This is a genomic window from Providencia sp. PROV024, assembly GCF_032709665.1.
Lineage (GTDB): Bacteria > Pseudomonadota > Gammaproteobacteria > Enterobacterales > Enterobacteriaceae > Providencia > Providencia huashanensis.
The window spans coordinates 212881-239483 of the sequence record NZ_CP120545.1; the positions used below are offsets into that span (position 1 = coordinate 212881).

At 40.6% G+C, this 26603-nt stretch carries 24 protein-coding genes; 18 read left to right on the forward strand and 6 right to left on the reverse strand.

Annotated elements, in window-relative coordinates; genetic code table 11:
- Positions 1–16 precede the first annotated feature (16 nt).
- The 18 genes from P3L56_RS01000 (at position 17) to P3L56_RS01085 (ending at position 18283) form a co-directional block, all read left to right on the forward strand.
- On the forward strand, positions 17–424 hold the full coding sequence (locus tag P3L56_RS01000) for a type III secretion system protein (protein ID WP_048605518.1): 408 nt from the start codon (positions 17–19) through the stop codon (positions 422–424).
- A gap of 16 nt (positions 425–440) precedes the next feature.
- Positions 441–1733 (forward strand): type III secretion system ATPase SctN, encoded by a 1293-nt coding sequence (gene sctN / locus P3L56_RS01005; RefSeq protein WP_210831751.1) that lies wholly within the window; start codon positions 441–443, stop codon positions 1731–1733.
- Positions 1730–2173 carry a hypothetical protein gene (locus tag P3L56_RS01010; RefSeq protein ID WP_042843347.1) on the forward strand — a complete coding sequence of 148 codons (444 nt, stop codon included), beginning with the start codon at positions 1730–1732 and terminating at the stop codon, positions 2171–2173. The genes sctN and P3L56_RS01010 overlap by 4 nt, the downstream gene beginning before the upstream one ends.
- The gene (locus tag P3L56_RS01015; protein WP_129466910.1) at positions 2160–3548 is read left to right on the forward strand and encodes a hypothetical protein; all 1389 of its coding nucleotides are present in this window, start codon (positions 2160–2162) and stop codon (positions 3546–3548) included. The genes P3L56_RS01010 and P3L56_RS01015 overlap by 14 nt, the downstream gene beginning before the upstream one ends.
- Positions 3549–3550: 2 nt before the next feature.
- The gene (locus tag P3L56_RS01020) at positions 3551–4477 is read left to right on the forward strand and encodes a FliM/FliN family flagellar motor switch protein (RefSeq protein ID WP_042843349.1); all 927 of its coding nucleotides are present in this window, start codon (positions 3551–3553) and stop codon (positions 4475–4477) included.
- Between the two features lies 1 nt (position 4478).
- On the forward strand, positions 4479–5144 hold the full coding sequence (locus P3L56_RS01025; protein WP_042843350.1) for an EscR/YscR/HrcR family type III secretion system export apparatus protein: 666 nt from the start codon (positions 4479–4481) through the stop codon (positions 5142–5144).
- A 14-nt stretch (positions 5145–5158) separates the two neighbouring features.
- Positions 5159–5428, forward strand: coding sequence for a type III secretion system export apparatus subunit SctS (sctS, locus tag P3L56_RS01030; protein WP_210831752.1), 270 nt, complete (start codon positions 5159–5161; stop codon positions 5426–5428).
- On the forward strand, positions 5428–6222 hold the full coding sequence (gene sctT / locus P3L56_RS01035; RefSeq protein ID WP_071547587.1) for a type III secretion system export apparatus subunit SctT: 795 nt from the start codon (positions 5428–5430) through the stop codon (positions 6220–6222). Before sctS ends, sctT begins: the two co-directional genes overlap by 1 nt.
- Positions 6223–6255: 33 nt before the next feature.
- Complete coding sequence (locus P3L56_RS01040) at positions 6256–7338, forward strand: EscU/YscU/HrcU family type III secretion system export apparatus switch protein (protein WP_131680907.1); 1083 nt, start codon at positions 6256–6258, stop codon at positions 7336–7338.
- Positions 7339–7471: 133 nt separating this feature from the next.
- On the forward strand, positions 7472–7990 hold the full coding sequence (gene sicA, locus P3L56_RS01045) for a type III secretion system translocator chaperone SicA (protein ID WP_042843355.1): 519 nt from the start codon (positions 7472–7474) through the stop codon (positions 7988–7990).
- Between the two features lie 10 nt (positions 7991–8000).
- The gene (gene sctE / locus P3L56_RS01050; RefSeq protein ID WP_129466913.1) at positions 8001–10214 is read left to right on the forward strand and encodes a type III secretion system translocon subunit SctE; all 2214 of its coding nucleotides are present in this window, start codon (positions 8001–8003) and stop codon (positions 10212–10214) included.
- A 17-nt stretch (positions 10215–10231) separates the two neighbouring features.
- Complete coding sequence (locus tag P3L56_RS01055; RefSeq protein WP_129466914.1) at positions 10232–11401, forward strand: hypothetical protein; 1170 nt, start codon at positions 10232–10234, stop codon at positions 11399–11401.
- A gap of 12 nt (positions 11402–11413) precedes the next feature.
- Positions 11414–12508, forward strand: coding sequence for an IpaD/SipD/SspD family type III secretion system needle tip protein (locus tag P3L56_RS01060; protein ID WP_129466915.1), 1095 nt, complete (start codon positions 11414–11416; stop codon positions 12506–12508).
- Positions 12509–12555: 47 nt separating this feature from the next.
- The gene (locus P3L56_RS01065) at positions 12556–14277 is read left to right on the forward strand and encodes a hypothetical protein (RefSeq protein ID WP_166685481.1); all 1722 of its coding nucleotides are present in this window, start codon (positions 12556–12558) and stop codon (positions 14275–14277) included.
- Positions 14274–14516 carry a phosphopantetheine-binding protein gene (locus P3L56_RS01070; protein ID WP_048605503.1) on the forward strand — a complete coding sequence of 81 codons (243 nt, stop codon included), beginning with the start codon at positions 14274–14276 and terminating at the stop codon, positions 14514–14516. The genes P3L56_RS01065 and P3L56_RS01070 overlap by 4 nt, the downstream gene beginning before the upstream one ends.
- Positions 14517–14804: 288 nt before the next feature.
- Positions 14805–16190 (forward strand): MFS transporter, encoded by a 1386-nt coding sequence (locus P3L56_RS01075; RefSeq protein WP_042843359.1) that lies wholly within the window; start codon positions 14805–14807, stop codon positions 16188–16190.
- An 80-nt stretch (positions 16191–16270) separates the two neighbouring features.
- Positions 16271–17272, forward strand: coding sequence for a LacI family DNA-binding transcriptional regulator (locus tag P3L56_RS01080; protein WP_129466918.1), 1002 nt, complete (start codon positions 16271–16273; stop codon positions 17270–17272).
- A 24-nt stretch (positions 17273–17296) separates the two neighbouring features.
- A complete protein-coding gene (locus tag P3L56_RS01085; protein WP_042843362.1) occupies positions 17297–18283 on the forward strand; it encodes a nucleoside hydrolase in 987 nt (328 codons plus the stop codon).
- Positions 18284–18320: 37 nt separating this feature from the next.
- On the opposite strand, the gene P3L56_RS01090 is transcribed toward P3L56_RS01085, so the two are convergent.
- The 6 genes from P3L56_RS01090 to P3L56_RS01115 form a co-directional block, all read right to left on the reverse strand.
- Positions 18321–19709 (reverse strand): amidohydrolase family protein, encoded by a 1389-nt coding sequence (locus P3L56_RS01090; RefSeq protein WP_230233301.1) that lies wholly within the window; start codon positions 19707–19709, stop codon positions 18321–18323.
- 152 nt (positions 19710–19861) lie between these two features.
- Positions 19862–20812, reverse strand: coding sequence for a carbamate kinase family protein (locus P3L56_RS01095; RefSeq protein ID WP_042843364.1), 951 nt, complete (start codon positions 20810–20812; stop codon positions 19862–19864).
- A 76-nt stretch (positions 20813–20888) separates the two neighbouring features.
- Positions 20889–22451 carry a xanthine permease gene (locus P3L56_RS01100; protein ID WP_042843365.1) on the reverse strand — a complete coding sequence of 521 codons (1563 nt, stop codon included), beginning with the start codon at positions 22449–22451 and terminating at the stop codon, positions 20889–20891.
- A gap of 264 nt (positions 22452–22715) precedes the next feature.
- On the reverse strand, positions 22716–24131 hold the full coding sequence (locus P3L56_RS01105) for a DUF1116 domain-containing protein (RefSeq protein ID WP_042843366.1): 1416 nt from the start codon (positions 24129–24131) through the stop codon (positions 22716–22718).
- Entirely contained in the window at positions 24131–25681 is a 1551-nt protein-coding gene (gene fdrA, locus P3L56_RS01110; protein ID WP_272686187.1) for an acyl-CoA synthetase FdrA, read from the reverse strand. Before fdrA ends, P3L56_RS01105 begins: the two co-directional genes overlap by 1 nt.
- Complete coding sequence (locus tag P3L56_RS01115; protein WP_187550791.1) at positions 25671–26594, reverse strand: DUF2877 domain-containing protein; 924 nt, start codon at positions 26592–26594, stop codon at positions 25671–25673. Before P3L56_RS01115 ends, fdrA begins: the two co-directional genes overlap by 11 nt.
- Positions 26595–26603 lie beyond the last annotated feature (9 nt).

The window sequence follows — 26603 nt, forward strand, 5'->3', positions numbered from 1 at the left end:
CATAAGGAATAAAAATATGAAATACCGTTTTGTAGAAGTACTAAATGAATATTTAGGTGAAATGGGACGTGATGATTTAATTAATACCCAATTAGATTGCCACTCGAATATTCAATTAGAAATGAATGATTCACCGGCAATTAATATTGACCTAACATCGGACGATATTATTATTTGGTGTGCTTTATCAGAGTGTAATTATAGCCGTTTAGATTCGGTGAGCGGTTTATTATTGAAATCTATGATGGAGTATCCGCCTAATAATTTCCAAGTTGGTCAGCCTGCTTTAAATTTGGTTGATGACACGCTTATTTTATCTGCAGTTTTAAAAAATTCAGCTTTGAATGAAATGTCATTATTTTCAAATAGTTTTGAAGAGTTTTTTGAGCGCGCAAATGTATTGCGTGATCAACTTTCAGCCTAAATTATCAAGATAAAAAATGAAACTCTTTGATATCTGCGCGCATCCTGCGCGCATTCATGGATGCCTAATTGAAGCACCCCTACAAGGGGTGTTTATTGGTGAAATTTGTTTTATCGAACGGTCTATTTCGTATCCAGAGATTATTGCGAAAGCCCAAGTTGTGGGCTTTAAAGAAGGTTTAACGGTATTAAGTTTAATTGGGCGTATTCAAGGTTTAACGCGTGAGGTGGTTATTCGCCCAAGTGGCTACCCATTTGTTTTTTCTGTGAATGAATCGTTGGCAGGGAAAATTTTTAATGCGGCGGGTGAGCAAGTTGGACAATTAACTGAGAATGCTGATGAAGTTTCTTATCTTGATAACCGTTTGCAACGAATTGATAGTCCACCGGCTAACGTTACACAACGGCGTCCAATTGATGAGCCTTTAATGACAGGTGTCCGTGCAATAGATGGGCTATTGACCTGTGGTTTAGGGCAGAGAATTGGTATTTTCGCTGCGGCGGGAAGTGGAAAAACGTCATTGATGAATATGATCATTAACCATGCTAGTGCGGATATTCATGTGGTGGCTTTAATTGGGGAACGAGGTCGAGAAGTTATTGAGTTTATAGAGGAATTGAAGCATTCCCCTCATGCTGCACAAACTATTTTAGTGTATGCCACATCGGATAGCCCGCCAATAGAGCGTTGCAATGCCGCATTATTAGCGACGACTATTGCGGAGTATTACCGTGATTTAGGGCGTAACGTGTTGCTATATGTTGATTCCATGACGCGCTACGCAAGGGCGTTACGAGATGTTGCATTGGCAACGGGGGAATTACCGGCAAGGCGTGGATACCCTGCCTCTGTATTTGAGCAATTACCCATGTTACTCGAACGTCCCGGGCGTTTGAAACAAGGTGCCATCACGGCTTTTTATACGGTTTTGCTTGAGAGTGAAGATGAGGCTGATCCTATTGGTGACGAAATTCGCTCAATCCTCGATGGACATATTTATCTTAGTCATAAACTTGCTGGCCGGGGTCATTATCCCGCCATTGATATTTTGCAAAGTATCAGCCGTGTTTTCCCCAAAGTCACTTCACTAGAGCATAGAAAAGCCGCGGGCGAAGTACGTGAAATGCTTGGGAAACTTGAGCAACTTCAGTTGTATTTAGATTTAGGTGAATACCGTGAAGGGGAAAATGTGGATAACGATAGGGCACTAGCAAAGCAAACGGATATTGAAATGTTTTTAAAACAAGGGATGGAACAGCCTGAAAGTTCTGAAGATATATTGACGCAACTCAATCGATTAGTGTCATGAGTGTTAAAAACTTATTACTTCTCACTGAGCGCCGCTTAGATAAAACACGGCAAGAACAAGGAAAAATAAACTTAGCTATCTATGAATTACAGCAAAATATTTCCGAAGTTCAGGAGCGGGTCAGAATTTTAGCGGCACAAGTTATTTTATATGAAAAGTCTCAAGAACTAAAACCGATTGCATTTTGGGAACGCCAACGCCTCAAAGCTGCGGTTTTGGCAAATATTGCGCAATTTGAATATCAAATCGACAGCATGTCGGTACAAATAGAAAAATACCAACAATTAGCAGAACAAATAAAAGCACAGGCACTTTTGTTACACAACAAGTGTGAAAAATTCCAAAAATATCTCAAACAGCAACGTACTAAACAATGTTTAAAATCAGAGCGTCAGCAGCAACATGAAATAGAGGAGCTATTTGTTCATGTCAGCAATTAAATCACTTTCGAGTGAAAAAGTAATCAATAATACCACTGAGCTAGTTGGAGCAATCGTAAAACCAACACATGGCTATAACCAACAAGGTAAAGAAAACGCAAATGCTCTTTCTTTTCAGCGACTCGCTAAGAAAGTCGCAAATGTTTTTGCACAAAAGACATTACTTAAACCAAAAACACAATCCGATTTTGCGAGTAATACCCTATGTTTAGGGGGGCAATATACTGCTTCTATGGGGATTGCGGAGCCGGTCGTTTCTATGCCTTTACGCTATTTACCCCAAAATACAGACCACATGATGTTGGAAACTGAACCGCAGAATGTATTACAAGTGGAAGCGCTGATTGTAGAACATTTTACTCCCCAATTAGAGATAGATGGCACATGGTTACTTAACGGTGAGTCTAACCCGTTGTTATTAGAGGGGAATGAGGAAGATAGCACATTGATTCTAGGCGATGTTCAAGACGATTTAGAAGATTATACGCTGTTAGATGATGATATTCCGTTAATCAATATGAGTGGTATGCCAATTCTTCATACACACAATTCTGATGCAGTGTTAAAGCCGAATAGCTTATTGCGTTCATCCGGCGCAATGGAAGGTGAGGCTACTGAACAACCGGTGTTAAATTTATTCAACAATGAAAATGATGTGAAAGCTTCAGTTGCGAATAAAGGTCAACAGCATGTTTTTTCTACCCTGTTGTCCCCCGAAAAGCCATTTATCTCAGAGGTGATTACCGCTGAAAAAATGATGGGGTCACCAGAGTCAATACAGACAAGTAGTGAGGGGCAAAGCAGTAATGAGCATGGGGTAGCGGCCTTAGAAACAATGCTAGAAGGTCACCAACCGAGTGTTGATGAGCATGCAGGAATATCCACAGAGCGTTTTATGCAAATTCTGACGAAAAGTGAGAAAAACCAGTCCGTTTTGCAAGAGAACACAAATAATGATGGCGCTAATATAGCTCGAAATAGCCCGATGCCTGTTGAAGTTGCGATGGTGCCACAGGCTCAGGTTGCCGTGGGGACCCCAGCTAGCGAGCTGTCCTCGACCGCGCAAAAGGTGGAACAATGGATTGAGCATAGTAATGCAATTAAGAATGCTCAAGTGAATGAGAGTTCACCGCGAACCTTAACTTATACCTTTCAGCAATGGAAGAATGCACCGTCGGTAACGTTTGAATTAGCGACAAAAACAGATGTTATTGCCTCTACCTATAGCCGCGAGGTACAGCATGTGTTGCAGGACAATAAACATTTATTAAGTAGTGAAAAAAATATTTATTTCCGCCAAGAACAAGAACGCGGTCAGCATGACCAACAGCAAAAACAGCGTCAGCAGGAACAGCATCAGCAAGAAGAAGATTAAATATGTTGAAAATTCGGCGAGTCAGTCAGCGAGAAAGGCAGTTAAAAACTTGGCAGCAACAATACCAAGTCGAGGTGGTTACCCACGGTACACATTCACAGCAGCGTTATTTCAATGTGTGTTTACAGAAGGAAATGCAACAGGTGAATGTGTTGACGCATGTTGAGGATTGGTGCCGGTATCGCTGGCCTGACTTGGCGCATTATGCATGGAGTTCATTAAGTAGCCAAATGCTCTGTGACATTTTTGCTTTCGAAAATAAGGACAAATGCTTTTTTGATAGCCAGTTTAATTACCAATCGGTTGAAGTTATTGATGGTAACGCGATTAACCAGTTTAGTTTGTCTGTGAAAGAAAAGCATCTTGGAAAGGCTTTTCTTTGTGCTCCAATTGACGGTTTGGCAGTACGTGAGCAAGCAAATGGTGGTTTGGAAAACCTCTCACTCCTCGCTGATTGGGTGTTAGGGGGCAGTTATATTAGCCTCTCATTACTGCGTTCATTAGCACTGGGAGACGCACTTTATATTCAGCAACTACAGTTGCACATGTTGGTCGCTGGGCGTGTATTTGCTCGGTTCCAAAAACAAGAAGAAGGCTTATTTATGATTGAAGAAATATTATTACAAGAAGACGGTACAGATACTCAACCGACAGAAGAATATCAAGATGAAATTGAACGCCCATTTAATTTAGCGGATATGAATGTCAAACTTACATTTGTATTAGGTCATAGTGATATTGCGGTTACTGAGCTTAATAATATCCAACCAGGTTCTATTTTTTCTATTGGGGAAAATAAAGAACGCGAAGTTAAAGTCTATGCAAATAAGCAACTCGTTGCTGAAGGTGAGCTTATTTACTTAGGTGATGATAGTGAATTAGGTTTGGAAATCACTCGCATAATTAGCCTAGGTGACTCAAGGGTTTAATATGCCAACGGTACCACAAGAAATCCCTTTATTAGCATTAGTTGCATTTTCAACATTATTACCCTTTATTATTGCCGCAGGAACGTGCTATTTAAAAATATCGATTGTATTAATTATGGTTCGTAATGCAATGGGTGTACAGCAAGTTCCTTCGACCATGGTATTGAATGCAATTGCTCTATTATTATCTCTATTTGTGATGATGCCAGTATTGCAGGACGTGAATAACTATATGCGCCAAGAAAGCGTCGATTTTAGTAATGTTGAATCGATTGATAACTTTGTTGATGACGGGCTAGGACGCTATAAAACGTATTTGCAAAAGTATTCTGACCCACAATTAGTGACTTTTTTCGAATCCCTTCAACAGGGGCGTACTGAAGACGAAATTAGTAAAGAAGAAGCCGAACCAACATTATTTTCATTATTACCTGCTTATGCGTTAAGTGAAATTAAATCTGCATTTGAAATTGGCTTCTATGTGTACTTACCATTTGTTGTTATCGACTTAGTTATTTCCAGCATTCTATTAGCATTGGGAATGATGATGATGAGCCCTGTAACTATTTCAGTTCCTGTGAAATTAATTTTGTTTGTTGCTATTGACGGATGGACGTTAATTTCCAAAGGGTTGGTAATGCAATATTTTGAACTTGCACAGCATTGACGTGGGATATTGATATGGATGAAATTGTATATATCAGCAATAAAGCAATGTTATTAATTGTTGTTTTATCAGCAATCCCTGTCATTGTTGCGACGGTTGTCGGGTTATTAGTAGGGTTAATACAAACCGTGACCCAACTGCAAGAACAAACGCTACCTTTTGGCGTTAAGCTATTAGCTGTATTTGGTTCGTTATTTATGATCTCCGGGTGGTTAGCCGATAAGGTAATAAATTATACAATAGAGGCAATTACCATTGCGATTCCTGCGGTAGGGTTATTCTAATGAGCCAAGAGTTAGTTTCGCTGGCATCATATTTGTTTTTTTTGTTTCAGCAGGAACTCATAAAACTAGCATTAGCATGGTTACGAATAGCGCCCGTGATGTTCTTTTTGCCTTTTTTTAGCAATAAGCTATTAAATGGAGGGGTCATCAAAAACTGTGTAGTTATGTATATTGCATTGGGGTTATGGCCATTTTTTGCAGGGGCAAATATTCAATGGGATCAAACAAATTTAGCTGAAATTTTTTTATATGAAATCGTAGTCGGTTTAATATTGGCTTTCATCTTAGGTTTACCTTTTATGATCGCAAGTGTGATTGGTGAGCTAATTGACACTCAGCGTGGTGAAACCATTAGCAGTATTGTTGACCCTGCAAGTGGGACGGAAGCGTCTGAACTTGCTGTTTTCTTGAGTTACATTGTTTGTATGGTATTTTTAGCGCAAGGAGGGATGTATCAACTTTCTGTAATTTTTGCACAAAGTTATCATTTGCTGCCATTGGGGCAAGGGTTTTCCTCTTTTAATAGTCTGCCTCTGGGGGAATGGTTGAATAACATGGTATTAAAAGGTGTTATTTTAGCTGCGCCGATTATTGTAACTTTATTTATTACAGAGGTTGCACTAGGTTTATACTCCCGCTTTTGTCCTCAATTAAATGCGTTTTCATTATCATTGGCAATAAAATCAATAATTGCATTTATTGTATTCTTACTTTATTTTCAAAATGAAGTGCCAGATATATTAGTAAATATGATTTCATTGTCACCATTACAAAGTGTTTTTCTTGCTGATTAATTTTAATTAGGCTAAGAACTATGGTGAAAAATTATGGCAGAGAAAACAGAGAAGCCTACTGACAAAAAAATTAAAGACTCCGCTAAAAAAGGGCAAAGTTATAAAAGTAAAGATTCAGTAGCAGCAATTGTATTAGTCGTAAGTGCTTTTGTATTCGATGGAATGACAAGTTTAGAAGACTTGGCATTTTTAATGAGGAAAATACTACAATCACCGTCGAATATTAATATCGATACTTTACTCTGGGAGTTTTTTGTTATTTTTATTGGTGTTTTATTACCTATTTTACTAGCATGTTTTTTAGCGGGAACAATAATTTCATTATTACAAAGCCGTTTTAGGCTCGCAACAGAAGCAATAAAGCTTGATTTTACTAAATTAAATCCTATCGCGGGCTTAAAAAAAATATTTTCTTTGAACTCACTAAAAGAACTGATCAAAGCATTTTTATATTTAATTGTATTTATTGTATCTGCAGTGGTCTTTTTTTATCTTTGGCGGCACGATATTTTTATGCTTTATCGTACTGTCATCGATGGGATGATCCATCAATGGGCAAGTTTATCGACTACATTTATTGTGGTATTTTTGTCTGTTGCACTGTTGATTATTTTAGTGGATATGATCACTGAGTTTTTCTTATTTATTAAAAACTTAAAGATGGAAAAACAAGAGGTTAAAAAAGAGTATAAAGATAACGAAGGGGACCCTCATATTAAAAGTGCACGTAGAGGGTTGCATCAAGAGTTGTTATCAGAAGAAGTTAAATCTAATGTCCGTAATTCGACATTTGTTATGGCCAACCCCACTCATATTGCAATGTTAATTTATTATGATTCAGATATTGCTCCATTACCTTTTTTACTGTCAAAAAGTCGAGGCATGCAAGCTAAAGCTATTATTAAATATGCTGAGCAACAAGGTGTCCCAGTTGTTAGGGATATTCCTTTAGCAAGGAACATTTGGCGGTTATATAAGAAAGACAGTTTTATAGATGAAAATGGGTTAGAGGAAATCATGCAAATTATATCTTGGTTAATTAGGGTCGAATTAGTGCAAATGGGAATAGATGTGGATGAAGCTTTGAATGAATTAATGAGGAAGGAAAGACATTGATTTATAATTTTCTCGAATGAAATTAAATAATTCATAGAATAAATCGTTTTTTTAAAGCCAAAAAAAATCTGATTAATTATGATGCAAAAGTAAAAATGCATCATATATTCAATATTAATGCAAAGGTAAATAAATGAATAATACCCAATATGAAGAATCACAAAATATTGATATGGACGAATTGCTCGGAAATATCACAACAGCACTAATGGATGGTGCGACTTATAAAGATATCCATGGTATCCCACAAAGTACAATGGACGGTATCTATTCCTATGCTTACGAATTTTATCAGCAAGGAAAATTAAAAGAGGCTGAAACTTTTTTCCGCTTTTTAAGTATTTATGATTTTTATAATACAGATTATGTCATGGGGCTTGCTGCAGTTTATCAATTAACGAAACGTTATGACAAGGCCACTGAATTGTATGCTTTAGCGTTTGTTCTTGCCAAAGACGACTACAGGCCGTTATTCCATGCGGGGCAGTGTAATTTAATGATGAAGAAAAGTAGTGCGGCACTGCATTGCTTTGAAAGTGTATTGGAAAGCAGTACTGATGTTGATTTACAAAACAAATCACAGGCTTATTTAACGGCATTAAAGAAAAATCTTGCAACAGTAGAGCCCAAGGACCCAAGCTCTAATACTTAAGGATATAAAAATGGTTGATATTTCAAATAGTGGAAATAGCGAACGAATAAAAAATATTCACACTTTTCTGAAGGGTGAGAACCCGTTAGCTTTGACGGAAGATATCACGAAATCAGTTCTAGTCTTAGAAGAAGCCTGCGGGGCATTAGCTTCAACAGAACAAATGAAACGTTCTCGTGCTGAAAATTCGCCACAATTAAATGCACCAAAAATGCGGGCGATGGCTAAAACAGCAAACCCGCAAGGGGCAAATTCGCCTCAGCAAGAAAAAAGCTTTAATGCAAAGTCGTTACTGATAGAAACTTTTTCAACAATACGCCAATTGTTGCACGAAGGGAATATTAGTGAGTTGAGTAACAAAATAAAGCTACTGAATGTAGAGTCTGAATCAATCAGAGAACAAGGTAATATCCTTTTAGATACTTTTAAGAAAAACACCGATGCATTGAGTAGCTTGCATGACCAATTTGAGGAGCAGCAAAAAGAAGATAAAACACTGCGAGCGGAGTTAAATAGCTTAAACAGACAATCTGATTCTTTACAAGAACAGTTCGAACAGGCTGGCCTTAAGCTACAAACTGCACAGGAACAATTAGCTGAAATCAATGAGTTAATTACCATACCTCCAGTCAACTCCACCGATGCAGAAGATATTGAAGCATTGAATAAATTGTCACAGGCAAAGCAATCTTTAACTCAGACAATTGAAGGGTTAACCAGCCAAAGCAATAAATTATTAGCAGATAAGCAACAGTTAAACCAATCAATAGCCACGCTAAATCACCAAATCAACCTATTAAATATTCAAGTACTGGCAACAGCTGAGTCGGTAACAAAACAGGCGGAAATTGCACAGGAAGATAGCCATAAGCTAAACCAGTTCTTTGAAAATGCACCACGCAGACCTGACATTGATGGTGATAAATGGGAGAACACGTTAGCACTTTTAACCATGCTAACGGCCCAGCTTAAAAAAGCGATGAACGAAGACTCTATTCGTAGCATGAAAGAGCAAGAAGAGGTCATGATGAAAATCAATGAAGCCTCTCGGAAAGACTCAGAGAAAAAAGCCAAAGAGGCCGCGGAAGCTGAACGTAAAGCGGCAGAATCAAATAAAGCCGCTTCTTGTGCGAGTAAAATTTTCAGTTATGTCTTATTGGCTGTTTCAGTGATTGCTACGGTGGCAACTTTTGGTGCTGCTGCACCGTTGACGCTTGCTATTGCCGCCATTGGGATTGCGATGTCAGTTGCAGATATTGTTCTGGAGGAAACGGGACATGGCAGCTTAATGCAAATGCTGGCAACTGAAATTTCTTCTGTAGTAACCGATATGCTGATTGAGTTTGGTGTTGATAAAGATAAAGCGCAGCAGATCGGCAGCATTGTTGGAATGATTGTTGCCGCGGTAGCGTTCTTAGCTGTCTCATTAATTTCAATGGGGTCGATGATAAAAAACATTGTTAACACAGTGAAAAGTGCCGCTAAATTATTAATGAAAAACGTGGGGACATTGCTAAAAAATACTATTAAAGCAATGCCTAAAAACCTAACGAATGCATTAGGGAATATTGCAAATAATACTGCCAAAGTAAGTGATTCAGTTGCTGATAGCGCAGACAGTATGGTGAAACTATCTAAGTTGGCTAAGTTATCGGATAAGTTTGATGAGGCAAAACATGTCACCAAAGCGATTAGCCAAGTGGTGGCTAAAGCTGAGAAATCCTCAGACTTAGTCTCCATTGGTGGGCAAATGGTAAAAGTGAGTGATTCTGTTGCGGATGGTGCAGGTAGCGTTGCGAAATTAAGCAAACTCACTAAGTTAGCTGACAAAGTTGATGATGTGAAAGATACGGTAAAAACTGTTGAAAAAACAATAGATAAAGCCCAAAAAATCGAGAAAGTGAAGAATCAAAGTGTGGCGATGGCAAAAGTGGAAGTCGTAGCAAAAGGCTCGGGTGCTGCGCTAACCGTAGCCAGTGCAGCAACAACAGGAGGACTCAATTTACATGCAGCATCTATGGGGGAAAAAATGAAGGAGATGCTTGCAGGGATGATGCTAAACAATGCGGCGATAGAAGCCATTACTGAGTTGCTAAATCAGTTAATTAAAGCCATGTCAAAGAATTATGAACAGTTTGATGAAATGTTCACAACCATGCTTAACGGTCTTCAGCAATCTAGCCAAAACAAAGTCGATATGATGAAAACAGCGCGTTATGCGTAAATTAAGGAGTAATTAAAATGACAGCCATTACTATGCAACCAGCGATTTCAAATAAAACTATCTTCAATACTGGAGGAATAACTAACTCTAAAGAGATACCTACATCAACGTTGGTAGGAGGAAGTCAGGAAATCAGCTTGTCTAATTTACCATCACTTATTGAGAATGAACTATCTGAAAAGCCAATATTAAATCTACCTGTAATTGAGCAGATGAAGCCAGAGCAATTAATATATGCGCTTTCAAGCCTTGATGTGCAAGAAATGGAAAATATTGAGCAGATCTCAAGCCTATTACAACCGAAAATTGCGAATGAATTGCAACGTATTTTTGAACAAGCAGAGCAAAAGGCAATTGGGCAAGTTGATTTAGCCAAGCCTCGTCAATTTCTTGGAATTATAAGTAGTGACATTATTGTAGAAATATCAAAACTTATTCGTAAAGTTGCCTCTGAGATAAAAATTTCTGACCGTCAAATAAGCACCGCTTTTAATGTGTTGAGTGGCAAAATGGTAGAAGCAGCAGCCGCATCCACAATTAAAGAAGGCAAAAAAATGATGGAAGGCGCTATTATCAATTTTAGTGTTTCTTTAGGCGTGAGTGGCGCAGGGGCAGCATTCCAAGCAAAATCGCTACATACCCAGAGTAAATCAATTAATACGAATTTAAAATCAGGTATTAACAATATCAATGCAGGTGACAGGTTATCGCAGCTAAATGGTCAAGCATATGCATTAACGGGTAAAACCAATGGTGGAGCTGTGTTAAAAGGCAAGGATGGATTGTCTATTGAACTAACTGATCAAGCCACAATGGGGCAAAAAGCATTAGTCGCTAAAAATGGTCAAGATGCCGCCAACAGTACGAAAGCTTATGGTCAAAATCAGCTTAACGAACACAATAATATTGCTACTAAAGAGAGTATAAAGCGTGGTGTTGCAGAGCAAGGCGCTCGTTTATCCGATAGTGCGGGGAATATGGCGGCATCAACATCACAGGCAGAAGCAAAAGCCCAAAGTGCTAACGCGATGATAGAGCAAGACATTTCATCCGCTGCGCGTAAAGTGTCTGAAAATGCGGATAAAGCGATTAGTGAAAGTGGTGAATTGCTGAAGAAAATGAATGAGACGCTAAGAGATGTTCGCGATGGCAATATACGCACATTCCAAGCTGTGGTAAAAGGCTAATAGGAGCTAATAATGGAGGTAATATTCTCAACTGTATTAGCCAATTCTCAAGTTTCCTATGTTAAGCCTTTTGTAGAAATGGATTTCCCGCCTATTGGGTCGGGTATTCTTATTGACCCGAATGCCGATATTTACCAGCAAGTGGACAGTTATTTTCAACAGTTGGGTTATGAAGTACCAAGCCCTGCAGTGCGCACCCAAGTAGAATCAAACCAACTTGCTCAAATCACTGAGCAAGTAAAAACGTTATTGCGTGAGTTAAAAATATCGGGAGATAAGGCGTCGAGAGTACTATTAGGCTTAAACGAAGAGTTTGAACTTGAACCTAGTGGCGCAACGATGATGCGAAAGAAATCATCGAATACATTACCCCCGATTGAAGATGGTAGAAAGCACATTGGTGCCATTAGTGGCATGATTGATAATATTCATAAAGGTTACCAAAAAGAATTTGGTGAAATAATAAAAGCAACCACAAAATATATGCAAGGTGTGAATACGGCATTAGGTAAAATACCCGAATATATTAAAGCAGGAGACAGTGGAAAGATAAAACTGCAAAGAACAGCTTTATTAAATAGGCTAGATGAGCTTTTTGAGCCTTATACCGACCATAAAAAAGTAAGAGGAAATAAACCGTCAATTAAAGATTCTGATGCGGCAAACATTAAATACTATGAAGATTGGTCTAAGCCAGAAACTAGCGCCGAAAAAATCTATGAAATCAAATATAGTGAGCCTGTTTTTGAATTTTGGAAAAAGAAACTGGACGGCCAGGGATTTAAAGTCGAAACAAGAGGTTCTGATGATAGTAAAGTTATTCGAATTTATCCAGACCTGAAGCCACTACGCGAAATTATGAAATCAATCTATGATATTGATTCTTCTGGTGATGGGTGGGCAAGTAAAGGCGTAAATTTGCTTGCACAGAGCGTACAAAGTATGCAAACAGCGATTGACGCACAAAAAAATGTGATTAATAACTCTGTTTCACGTTTATTAGAAACATTCCGTCAAGATAATAGCCACTTTGATACATTAACTCAGTTGCTAGTTCAATTAATAAAAGATTTAAACCAATATAATAGTGGTTTTATCAGTATGTGATCTTTCTTGGTATAAATTAAAAATATTAATTATCATAAGGACTAACTATGATTAGTACTCAGAATAACTCTGGGATTCATAACATCTCTAATTCTCTCCATCATAATTTAGTTAATAAAGATGGTAATGTATTTTCTTCTAATTTAAATAATATTCATTCATTGGAATCCGAAAGTATTTTACCTAAAAATAATATTAAGAACGAAATTAATATTTCTGGTAATGTTAGTGATTTACACCGTAATAACCACCAGAAGCAAATAGACAATATAACACAGCTAGTTATTAAGTCAGATAGTAGCATTACTCGTAATATGGTGGCGAAAGTTTTAGGAGCGGGTGCTCATGGCAGTACAATTCAGCAAGAGTTAAACCTTCGTCCAGAAACAGCTTTAGTGACATTAACGTTATTTGCTCCTGAAGAACTCCCCTCAGCATTAGTTTCTGCAGCCGCAAAATTAATTAAAGAAATAGATGGAATACAAGATTTAAATACGGATGAGAATATTGAGGTTACGCTAAAAAAAACACAGGGAAATTTAGATAAACAGTTAGATAAATTCTTATCGGATAATATTACACTGGAGAAATTAGCTATTTGTTATCAAGAAAAATATGTTGACTCTGCAATTAAACACCAACTTAGTGCGTTTTTTTCTGACGAGGTGATTAATAGCCGTTCAACGGATAGCTTTTTGGTGAGTGATTTAAATATACAAAAAGGAAGGGATATCGAAAATACTATAAAGGAGTACAGTAACCTTGAACAGAAAAAATATGGTGATAAATATCAGCATTTAAATAATTTATTTCGTTATATTGAACAAAAGATAGAAATTATTAGCCCATTAAAAATAAAAATGGCATTGAGTGAGCCTGTAAAATCAGCAACACCATCAGTGAAAACAGAGGATGACGTTATTGATGGCATGTATAATCCAACAGAAAAAATGGGTGCTCCATCATCCAAGATAACAAATAGTTATAATACAGAATATCACTATCACTTAGGCTCTCCATTTAGCGAAAATATTAGTCAGATAAGTCATCAAGAACCTGGAGTAAGTAACACATCGTTTCAGGAGCCTACACAGGCTACAAATGATAAGGATTCGGCATTACCACCATCGAAAAAACCACTAACACGTGTTGTATTCAGCCAGCCAGTACAAGAGCCCGATGTGGATTATGATATGGACAATGCTAAAGACCAGGAAAATACTGAAGTAAAACAGCCTATTATTGAAAAGCCAGTTACGGCATCTAATAAGGTATCACCGTTGAATAATACCTCTTTGGAGCCACAGGATAGCTCTCACTTGATTAGGACTGAAGCTTTGGAAGAGTCTCGTTTGCCATCAGGGGAAAAATCCATTGAGGCGAAGCCAAAAACAACGGAGTTTTTCATTAACACTCAGCCAAAAAATGATTTTACGGTTAACCGTTACCAGAAAGATGAAAATAATCATTGGGTGCTGAAAAAACCTGATGCACAAAAACCAGTGACTTTAACGGCGAATGGGGCACTGACTCGTAATCAGTCAGATAAAGAGGTTTATCGTGGTGAACGTGAAGCAACAAAAGTCGTTGTGGATACTAGCTCACATCTCCCTAATGCGGGGTCGCTAGTGACATTAACTGAGCGTGGTGCACTGACGCGAGGCCAAGCGGAAAAAGAGCGTTATGCTGTTGCAACGGAAGAACAGATGAAACCTCTAAATGGTATTATTGGCTATCAGAACGCGGCGACTAAAGGTGGATCACAATGAGTCAAGTTCACCAACAATGGTTAGAAAATACTATTTATGCGCTGCGGGCTTATTCAGGTATTAAATTACAGGTTACGATGGATTCAAGTATTATCGAAGATCTGCATATTGACTCATTAGAAATGCTGGAATTGATAACGGAAATTGAGCGATACACTGGTTTGCCCCTTCTAGACGAAATCTGGATGAAATGGCGCTATTTACGCGATATTGTTAATTACCTATTGAGCGTGAAATGAAGATGAAAAGCCACTTAATATAAATAGTGGCTTTTCTATTTCCGTAATCAATATAACTAACATCGAGGTATTTTACATTTTCTGATTCTTTATGTTTTCCCCAAAAATTTCTTCTTTTATTTTCAGTCATATAAATTTCATATTTCTATCATCAAGTGATAATGCTCACAAAATAACATTCCCTCGTTTGCTTAATTCTACGCGCGTAGACTATCCTTTAAGTAAATAAAAATACCAGTTAGATTATTTTACAAATAGGCTTTGCGCCAATACCAAGGGTTTATGACTATGGCAACACATTTAAATACCGAGGCTAACCAACAAGCCGCACAAGAGCGGTTAAATACGCCTGAAGGGAAAAAAGATTTTCGCCGAGCGATTTTTTCCTGTTGGTTAGGGACAACCATGGAATATGCCGATTTTGCTCTCTATGGTTTAGCAGCAGGTATTATTTTCGGTGATGTTTTCTTCCCTGATGCGACGCCGGTTATGGCACTGTTATCCAGTTTTGCCGCGTATTCTGTTGGGTTTATCGCTCGCCCAATCGGTGCATTATTTTTCGGCTGGCTAGGTGATAAACATGGTAGAAAAATGGTGATGGTGATTACCATTGCACTGATGGGGATATCTACAACCCTAATTGGCGCAATTCCAAGTCACGCGCAGATTGGTGTTTGGGCGCCGGTTTGTTTGGTTATTTTACGGTTTGCTCAAGGACTTGGCGCTGGGGCTGAGCTATCTGGTGGAACTGTGATGCTCGGGGAGTACGCTCCGGTCAAGCGGCGTGGGTTAGTCTCTTCGATTATTGCCCTAGGTTCAAACAGCGGAACATTACTGGCTTCAATGATTTGGTTGATAGTCTTACAGTTAGATAAAGAAAGCCTCATGTCATGGGGATGGCGTATTCCGTTCCTTGGTAGTATTTTGATCGCGCTGGCAGCGTTATTTATTCGCCAACATATGCGTGAAACCCCTGTATTTGAACGGCAAAAAGCCCAACTGGCAGAGGAGCGTCGCCAAGCGTTGGCGTCTGATGCTGTAAGTCACCCTGTTGATAACCGTACCTTTTGGCAGAGAACGCGTGCATTTTGGACCATGGTTGGCTTACGGATTGGCGAAAATGGGCCGTCTTACCTAGCCCAAGGTTTTATTATTGGTTATGTCACCAAAATATTGTTGGTGGATAAATCGGTACCGACAACTGCGGTTTTAATTGCCTCGATCCTCGGTTTTGCCATTATCCCTTTTGCCGGCTGGTTATCTGACCGATTTGGTCGCCGTATTATTTACCGCTGGTTCTGCTTATTGTTAATGTTGTATGCAGTCCCCGCCTTTATGCTACTGGATTCACGGGAACCGCTGGTTGTGATCCCAACGATTATTGTTGGAATGGGGTTAGCATCTCTGGGGATTTTTGGCGTGCAAGCGGCATGGGGTGTAGAGCTATTTGGGGTACGTAATCGCTATACAAAAATGGCCTTTGCTAAGGAGCTTGGTTCTATTTTGTCGGGGGGAACAGCACCGCTTGTCGCCTCAGCGTTATTATCTTGGACTGGGCATTGGTGGCCAATTGCTATTTATTTTATGGGGATGGCATGTATTGGTCTAGTTACCACATTTTTTGCACCAGAAACGCGAGGCCGTGACCTTAACTTGCCAGAAGATGCAATATAAGTGAACGCCGGTGGTATATAAAAACCAGAGTGGCTGCTATTCTTTCGTAAGATAATAGTAAGTGAAAAAGGAATTGCTGCGTGCCTGATGTGAACTATCGTAAAGTGACGCGGGTAGATGTTGCCCGCGAAGCCGGAACTTCTGTTGCAGTGGTCAGTTATGTGATTAATAACGGTCCCCGTCCTGTTGCTGAGGCGACGAAACAGAAGGTGTTAGCGGCGATAAAAAAAACGGGGTATCGCCCGAATGGTATCGCTAAAGCACTGGCGTCTGGCAGTACACAAACCTATGGGTTGGTGATCCCTGATATCTCTAACCCTTTTTTGGCTTCTATTGCACATGCATTGCAACGTGAAGCTTTCAAGCATGGTCATGTCTTGTTATTAGGGGATGCAGGGGATTCCCGTGTGCGTGAAAAAGAACTGATTAACAACCTACTTTTACGCCAAGTCGAAGGGTTGATTTATACCAGTGTTGACCGTCATCCGTACATTGACCTGATCCAATCTTCGGGTACCCCTTGTGTGATGTTAGATAGGGTCGACCCTACCGAAGGCGTCAGTGCTCTTCAAGTCAATGAAAAGTTGGCAGCCTATAAAATCACTCGCCATCTCATTGAGCATGGTTTTAAAGATATTGGCATTATTTGTGGGCCGATTGAAATGCTTAATACCCAAGACCGGTTAAGTGGTTGGGAAAACGCTTTGGTAGAAGCCAACCTTGGAATACAGAAAAAATGGGTTATTGCAGGGCAATATACGCGTGATTGGGGTTACCAAGCTATCTATCAAATGCAGAAAATAGGGTTCCCTGAGGCCATTTTTGCAACCAATGAGTTACAAGCTTTTGGTTGTTTGAAAGCCTTAGCTGAACTAAAACTGCGGGTACCAGAGGACATTGCTCTGGTGTGTTTTAATGGTACTGTGCAATCGGAGTATACTGTTCCTACACTCACGACTGTTCGACAACCTGTTGATAAAATAGCAGAAAAAGCGATACAGATTCTACAAAACTGGCCAAATAAAGAAGCCATTTGTGAGGTGGATTTTGAGCTACAAATTGGGCACTCCTGCGGGTGCTGATAATGTATTATTTCAGGGAAATTTATGCGTGTAATTATTGATTGTGACCCGGGAAACGGCGTTGCAGGCGCGAATGTTGATGATGGGCTTGCTCTTGCACTTGCGATAGCAGCGCCAGAAATTCAACTAGAGATGATCACAACCGTTTCAGGGAATACGCCTAGTGAGGTTGGTTTTAATGTGGCCAGCCATTTAGTCAACTCGCTGAATGAGGACATTCCTGTTTACCGCGGGGCGTCATCGGCACTAATTGAAGCTAGCGGACCATGGCGCGAATTATTAGATAATGGCGCACAGCGGGCGCAACTTAACTATTTGTGGGATAACCTTCCCCCTGTGCCTGCTTTACCTAAATCAGCACCAGAAGCTGCGTGGCGTATTGGTGAGCGGGTGTGTCAGAACCCGCATCAGGTCACTATTATTGCGATTGGTCCTTTAACCAATATCGCCATGGCCATGCAATTGTTCCCTGAAATGGCAGAGAAAGTGGCTGAAATTGTTATTATGGGAGCGGTATTTAATGTCCCTGGTTATATTAAAGATACCAATTTTGGGCTAGACCCAGAGGCGGCCCATGCGGTTTTGAATAGTGGTGCCAATATTACTTTAGTGCCAATGGATGTTACGGTACAAACACAGATGGTACAGAGTGACCTCGATAAGTTTTCTGTACTTCAATCCACATTGAGCCAATTTCTTGTTAATACTATGCGCCCGTGGATTGATTATTCGCGGGCTACGCGTCAGCTGGCGGGGTGTTGGGTTCACGATGTGTTAACCGTTGCATGGCTATTAGATAAAAGCCTAGTAACCTACGAGAAAAAACAAGTGGGTATTGAGCTGCAAGGGGCATTACGTGGAAAAAGCTATTATTATGATGCGTTACGTTTACGAGTCGGTATTCCTGAGCCAATGGCAAAACCGATTACAGTATTACAAACTGTAGATAATCAAGGTTTACTGGGTTTAATTTTTGCCTCGGTTAGCCGATATACTGCAAAGCCAGCCTGAAGCTAGCGCCATTCGGCGCTAGTTCAATGAACTGACATTAAGCTATCGATTTTTGCATTGTGCCGTAGGCGAGTTTGCCTTTATGGAAAGAGGCATGCCTTGGTGAAATTCGCGCAACGGCCTCAGCTGAGCAAGATGCGTCGACGAGAACAAAGCTAGCATCATCGCCTTTGGTGGGCCAAATTTGCTGGCCTTTGGTATCTAATGGCAAAATATTCCCTGTCGCAATTGCTAAAGCGCGAGACAGTGCCAGTTCATCTGGGCGAGTATACAACTGAGCATACAAGTTGGCTTTTTCGAGCATATCACCCAGCCCAAACGGTGACCAATGGTCGATAACGCTGTCTGTTCCGGTCATCACAAATACGCCATTATTATTTAATATTTTCAATGGCATATGTAATGTACCTATCGGTACTGTTGAGGCGATAGTCATTTGTTGTTCCGCCAGTTGCCTTGCGGTTTTTTCGGCTTGTTCTGGGCTCAGTGTTGCAAGAGCAAAGGCATGGCTAATCGTTACTTTACCGCGCAAACTTGGGTTTTCATTCACTGTTTTGATCATATACTCGATGGCAGCAAAACCCGCAGGGCTGGTTTCATGTAAATGAATGTCTACGCCTTTATTATAATCGAGAGCGATTTGGAACATCGTATCGAGAGATTTTTCCATTGCCCCATCAACGTTAGTGGGGTCTAAGCCTCCCACATAATGGGCGCCAGCTTGCATGGCTTCGCGCATTAAGGGTTCTGATTTTGACAACAATAACCCATGCTGTGGGAAAGCGACAATTTCACAAGTTAAATCTTGTTGGTGTTCATTAAGTACTTTTTGTAGGGTTTCTAAATTTTTTAATCCAGAAACGGGTTCGATATTACAATGGCTTCTGGCAATGGTTGATCCATGGGATTGGATCAACGTGATCAGCGCATTGGCTCTTTCTTCGGTGAAGGGTTGCAGTTCAGGTAACAGTTTCTGCTCTAGGGTGATCATATCCATAATTGTTTTACCTTCACGTGACTGTGGCGCTTGCCATGGCCCGCCATAGAAGGTTTTATCAAGGTGGATATGCATATCGCGAAACGCCGGTAGCATCAATTTGCCTTGAGCGTTATAAGCATTTAGCTGGTGATTAGTATGTTGTTTATTCGGTAAAATGGCGACAATTTTACCTTGATCGATTTCAACCGTTTGCAATGCGGTTTTAGTGCCAATCACCGTAGTATCGCGGAAATTAAAGCCTGTTTCGAGTAATACATCGTCAAGGTAATAATGGCTGTCGGTAATGCGAGTAATATCGGATGACATTGTGGGTTGATTTTGCGCGGATGCAATACCTGATACGGTACCAAAAAGGGTACAAGCAGCGGCGACTTTGGCGCTAGTGGAAAGGAACTCTCTTCTGCCGGATGATTGGTCTGCTTTCATAGAAACTCCTTGTGATCATGAAATAGAGTCGAATTTCCAGTTTTTGATCAGCAGTTCACCATCCAGATCGCTATTTTGCGATCTGGGGGTGATATTGAGACATTAACGAGAAACTCTAGCGTTCCAAAATAATGGTACGTTGTAAATAACCCTTACCCTTGGATGATATGGGTTCCCGTCTCACCTCGTAAGGCTTCCGGTAGTTTTTCTGGTGTGGTGATAATCACACGTTTACCGCCATTGGCAATAAATGACAGGCTCGCTTCGATTTTCGGTAACATACTGCCTGCGGGGAAATGGCCTTCTTCCATATAGCGTTGCATGTCGCTAGTGGTCGTTTCACCAAGAGCTTTTTGCTCTGGTTTACCGAAGTGAATGCAGACTTTTTCGACACCGGTAGTAATAATCAAAATATCGGCATTTAATTCTTTCGCCAGTAATGTCGTGGAGAGGTCTTTATCTATCACTGCATCAACGCTTTGGTAGCCACCATCGCCATTTTGAATAACAGGAATGCCACCGCCTCCAGCTGCAACCACTACGTAGTCATGTTCCGTTAAGGTACGGATCGCTTTTGATTCAACCACACGTTTTGGTTCTGGAGATGCGACTACTCGGCGATAGCCTCGACCGGAATCTTCGACAAAATGCCAGCTCGGGTTCGCTTGTTGTAATTCTTTAGCCTGTTGTTCTGTAAAAAATGCACCAATTGGCTTGGTTGGGGCGCTAAAGTTAGGGTCGTTCTTATCGACTTCAACTTGTGTAACAACTGTAATAGCTTGGCGATTGTGACGTTTCGCTAGCACGTTAGTGAGTGCCTGCTGAACTAAATAGCCAATGCCACCTTGAGTATCAGCGACGCAGTTAGCAAGGGGGGTTAACGGCAAACCTTCTGTTTCATGGGCTATTTCAGCGCGGCGTAGGTCTAATCCAACTTGGGGTCCATTTCCATGGGTCAAAACAATGTTGTAGTTACCCTCAAGCATGTCACTAATATGCAGTGCCACTTCTTGAACGGCTTTTTCTTGAGCTTCGATAGACTGGCTGTTGTTATCTTTGATAATACTGTTGCCCCCGATGGCAACAACCACGAGTTCTTTCATTGTTAATGTTTCCTGATACAGAGATTTAGCTCACAGCCGGTGTACTGTAGACACCGGCTATAAAAGGTTGGTTTGATTACACTGACTTACTGAGTTTCTCAGATTGTTCAGCTTGTTGTTCTTCCACCGATTTACGGCTATCTAAAAAATATTTGAGTACAAATAAAGCTGCCATCATGAGGTAAGCGTAAACAAACATCAAGGTTGAACCGGTTGCAATTCCTACTGCTGGGGAGTGAATAATTCCAAAGAATACTAATATTGCGCCAGCTGCCGCAGCAATTGCCCCACGTAGTGGTTGGTTGAGGATAGCGAAGATAGCGATACAACCCCATAGCATACTTGCCAATGGCGCACCGTTACCTAAGTGTACAAGACCTTGATAATAAACACCTTTGTGTAGTAATGTTTCAACGCCTATTGCACTTGCTGACGTCCCTGCGGCCCCCATCACACTGTTGACCATAGTGAGCGCCCAGTTAGCAATCCATGGGAATAGACAGATAAAGATAACAGGCACTTCAATCTTCGGTGTTTCTCGTACCACTTGGTTGGCAGTGACAACACCGATAAACACCAATATTGGTACGATAGCTGTCATTGGAATGATAGCGAGCATGAATGCACCGATACCAAACAATGGGACAATAAACATGGTGATACCTGATGCTAGCGTATAACCAACACTGGCCCCCATTGCTTTCCAGCCAGCATGCCCAACATAAACAGTGACTGGGAATGGGTTACCCATGAAGCAGCCAACAGTTGAAGATAAGCCGTTAGCTAACATAACCTTACGGGTATTGTATTCATCACCTGCAGCGTGAGCACTTTCAATGTTTTCAAGGTCAAAGATATAGTTTGCTAAGCCCAATGGTACCGCAGAAGCTAAATATGGAAGTGCATGCGGTAAGCCTTGGAAGAAGCTGTCAATATGAATCCCTGGAGGGTTAAAGCCGAATGACGCCATAGAGTCTTTTATTGCCTCTGCACTTTGCAGCCCAGAAGCCCACGCAAGTACTGTTCCCGCGATAAGCAATAATAAACCGGTAGGAATACGTGCAAAGATAGGCTTTTTACCAAACCAGTTAATGAAAATTAATAATAAAACAATAAATGAAACGGTTGGTGCTTCAAAGGCTTGCAGCATTGGGTTCATTGCTAGCAATAATAGCCCAAGCCCAGAAAGACAAGATAACAGCACCGTACGAGGGATCATTTTACGGATAGTTTCGCCTAAGAATGAGCCACCAACGAGGATCATTGATTCAACGAAACACCAAACCAATGCGATTTGGATAGCAAACTCAGCATTCTGCGTGGTTTGGTACACCGGCATAATGACTAAGAAGGTCACGGTAAAGATAGAAGGTGCACTTGGCCCTGATGGCAGAGCGGTTACATCGCTGCGCCCTGTTTGTTTGATCATTTGCTGGCCAAAGTAAGCATAGCTAATACTGGCAAGTAAAACGGCGAGACCAAAAGCGGGTGCAATGCGACCATAAACAAGTTCAGATGGGATACCAACAACGAAAATTAATAAGCCCATCATGGTGAGTAGATTAGTTAAGTTATTGGTCATTAAGCCAAAATAGGCAGCCAAGTCCCCACGTTTCCACTTTATATTAAATATACTCATATAGTATTCCCCTGTATACCCGTCATACTTTGAGCCACAGCTGTGTTGGCTGCTCTTAGCTATCTAAGTCACATACATAAGTATGCTCCTTGGGATATCTTCGTTTGCCGCCTTGCTGCAACTCAAATTATTTAGGGTATACACGCTAGAGGGTGTATATCATGATATTCAAAGTTGCAGTTTATCTGTGTTGCTGAATATTCAGGGTATTTGTTTTATTTTTATTGCCCAACCGAAGTTGGGCGTCTTTTTTATGATTGAAAACTAAGCATATTTCTGTGCGTAGGCCAACATGGCTTTTTCAAAGCAATCAAATGGCGGGTGAACAATACCTGCTCCAATCATACCGATACCTGCATCTTTGTGGGCAATTGCTGTGTTGATAACAGGTAAAATACCGCTGGCTGAAACTTTGGTAATATCGATGGCTGTCGGGATACCCATAAAGCCGAGTAATGGGATAGTCACATTCGGGTTTTCACCGAGTGTGATTTCGCGCATTTGACGTGAGAAATCTACCGCCTCTTCTACCGTACCACCAACCAGCGCAACGATGGCAGGTGCGGTTGCCATTGCAAAGCCCCCAATACCGTAGGTTTCTGTGATTGCCGAGTCACCAATATCTAAGCCAGAATCCTCAGGCTTATAACCTGCAAACATTGGGCCAATAACTTGCTGTGAAGGCCCTGTAAACCACTGACCCGGTAATCCGCTGATACGTAAACCAAATTCATAACCATTACGAGCCATGGTGGTGACAACGGTACTGTATTCAATACCATGTGCTGCATCCATTGACGCTTTACACATTGCCATCCAAGTTGGGCCGGAGAAGTAATCACTACTTGCCACAAAATCAAACACTTCTTTTTGTTGTGCGACAGAGAAATCAGTTTGAATAATTCCTGTCGTTAATGCTTGGATCAGTAAGGTGGTACCAGCGTTATTACGGTTATGGCACTCATCCCCCATGTGTAAGGCTTGGGCTAGCATTAAACGCAGGTCAATTTCACCTACAATTTTCATTGCGTCGCGTAGCATTGGCCCTAATACATCACGCATCCAATTTAAACGGTCAATAACGCTTTGGTCATTGGCACCCATGCGTAGGATTTTCGCCATTTGTTCACTGAGGTTGGTGAATGCGCGGTTGCCATAGGTTTTGTTTTCAACGATATGCATAAACATAGATGCAGACGTTACCCCAGCCATTGACCCAACACAGTCGTGTTCATGGCAAGGGGAGAAAATAACCTCACCAGATGCCGCTACGCGCTCTGCATCGGCTAAATCTTTCGCGAGCCCTTCAAAGACCAGCGCACCAGTAACTGCCCCTTTCATAGCTCCACACATGTCTTTCCAAGCAACGGGTGGACCGGCGTGTAGGATGGTGTTTTTAGTCATGCCCGGTACCACATTAATCGCTTGGTCATAGCCAACTAATACTGGTTGGGATTGAATAATGCGCTCAAGGGCTTGTGCGTTAGCCGCTGCAATTTTTTCTTGTAATGCCGCATTACCTTCAATTTGGTCGAGGGCGCGGATCACTGCCACGTTCCCTTGTCCTGGAGGCGTCCAGTTTAGGTGAGTGACTGGAACATGTTGTTTTTTCAGGTCATCACTGAACATCTCGATGCCAACGTTGATAACATTTAGCGGTTGTTTAAATAATGAAGTCATTATGCGTTCTCCCCTTTCCACACAAACTCACGTCCTAATAAACCCGTATTGGTGCTGCTACTTGCCCAGATGACCCCTGCATCTGTCAGCATTTTGACTTGTGCATCCATGGATGGAGTATCTTGGTCCGTACCGAGTACATAGCCTAAAATTTCAAGTTCACGACCATCTTGTTTAGCGATGTTTTTAGCTTCTTTGATAGCATCAATCATGACGCCAACGGGGTCTTCGTGAGAACCGAAGCCTAAAACAAAGTCCATCATAATCACGCCGACCTCAGGGTCGCGAGCTTCTTGTAATAAGCGTTCGATACGGTTGGTCGGGTCGATCATTGGGTGAGGTTTACCATTAGTGAAATCATCATCACCAAAGTCGAGGAAAGTGTGAGCGATACTTTGATTTAAGTCTTTCAGGCGGTAGTCAGGGTTTGGTTGAATATTGCTGTAAACATCATCGTATTTTTCCAAAGCGGCAAACATCGCTTCATCGCATAGCGTTCCGCCACAGAATAAGCCACGAATATATTTTTGCTCAGGTTTGAGCTTCGCTCTGACTTCTTCAATTAAAGGCCAGTTTAGAGAATGTAAATCTAAATCTTCTTTACGAATACCCGTTAATAGCACTGCTTTTAGTGCCGCCTCTTTGGGGCTTTGTGCAAACGTTAGCCCAGGTTTATCTTCTGGTAGAGGCTGGCTACCTAAGAAACAAACAACGACTGGTTTGTGGCATTTTTCAGCTTGTTCTAGTACTTTCTTTGCAACAGCGGCGGCTGGTGGCTTAGAAATGAGGGCAATAACTTGGGTTTCATCATCGGCATCTAACATCTTTAGGGCATCAATCATCATGATCCCGCCAATTTTCTCACTTAAATCGCGGCCACCGGTACCAATTAGTTGAGAAACACCTGCACCAAATTCATGAATACGAACGCTAAGCTCTTGGCTGCCAGTACCGGATGCACCGATGATCCCAATGCTGCCACGGCGCACGCTATTACCAAAACACAATGCAGTGCCATTGATAATTGCGGTTCCGCAGTCTGGGCCCATCATGAGTAGACCTTTCTTGCTAGCGAGTTGTTTGAGTGCTAATTCATCTTCAATTGAAACGTTGTCAGAAAATAACATCACGTTGAGGTCGTTTTCTAATGCAATGCGGGCTTCACGGGCGGCAAATTGGCCATTCACAGAGATTACCGCAAGGTTAGCATCGGGGATGTGGGTTTTCGCAGAATTAACCGTGGCATATTTGGCTTCGTGTTGGCCACCACCTTGGTTTTTTTTATTAAATAAGTCTTCAATGGCAATTAATGTGGCATCGTTAGCATCATCGCTTGGCCCTTTAATGACAATCATTAAATCGCCATTTTTAGCCTCTTCCAATTCAGGGGTTAATAGCCCTAAATTTCTGAGTACGCCTTTATTCATTTCTGTTGCCATCGCAACAAAGGCTTGTTCAACATTATCAAGTTGATTGGCCTTTGTTGAAATAGACATCAGTGACACGGAATCAAAATAAGTATTCTTTTTTATGACAACTTTAGTCGACATAGTTTTCTCCGAAATAATGGGTGAGATACAGGGCATCACGTAAGCCAAATAGCATGTCGCTGCCAGAACTTGACCCGATATTTAAAATCTCTAAAAATTGTGGATAAATATTTGTCTCTTTCGCATCAACTAACATTTGAATTAATTGCTGCATATTTTCGCGATATTCTTGGTTTAAGGCTTTCTCTAGGGTTATGGCACTTATAGGCGTTGTTTGGCTTTTGCTTTGAATAATTCCTTGATAAAACTCAGGATAAAAAGCAAAAGCAGGGTGCTCCTTTAACAATAAAAATGCCATTAACCCAACTAAATAGTCATCACCGGATGGTGTTAACCCGATACCTAAGCCAACAAATTGGCGAATGATATGGGGTAATTTTTGTTGGTCTTTATTAATCAATAAATCAATCAGTTTTAACCGTAACTGAGCCAGTTGTTTAGCTATTGATAGATAAAAGACGTTATCTCCCTGATAATTAAATAGGGAATCCACATTATGATTTAAAATTATGTCCAAACTTTTTATTTGGTTTGCTATATATAATAAATAATCTGGGTTAGTTAATTTTTTATAATCAAAAATAATAATGGGTAATTGCCATTTTTTACATAACGAAAATGAAATTAAATAATTTTCACCAATAACCATTTCATTATCTGAAAAATAAATTGGGTCTCCTACTTTTAAGGTTAAAAGAGAAAAGTCTTTATTTATTAATCGGCAACTATTTGGTGCATTGTCTAACTGAGAGCTTAATAAAGTATAAAGAATATTGCCTATTGAGATATTTATCGCTTTATTGAAAACCTGCTCTACTTTTCCTGTAAGCTGCGGCTGATGTAAAACCTGAAGAAAATGTGTATCAGCCGTAAGCCCGTATAACCTTTGCCGATGAGATATGGATGCGTTCACATGCCTCCT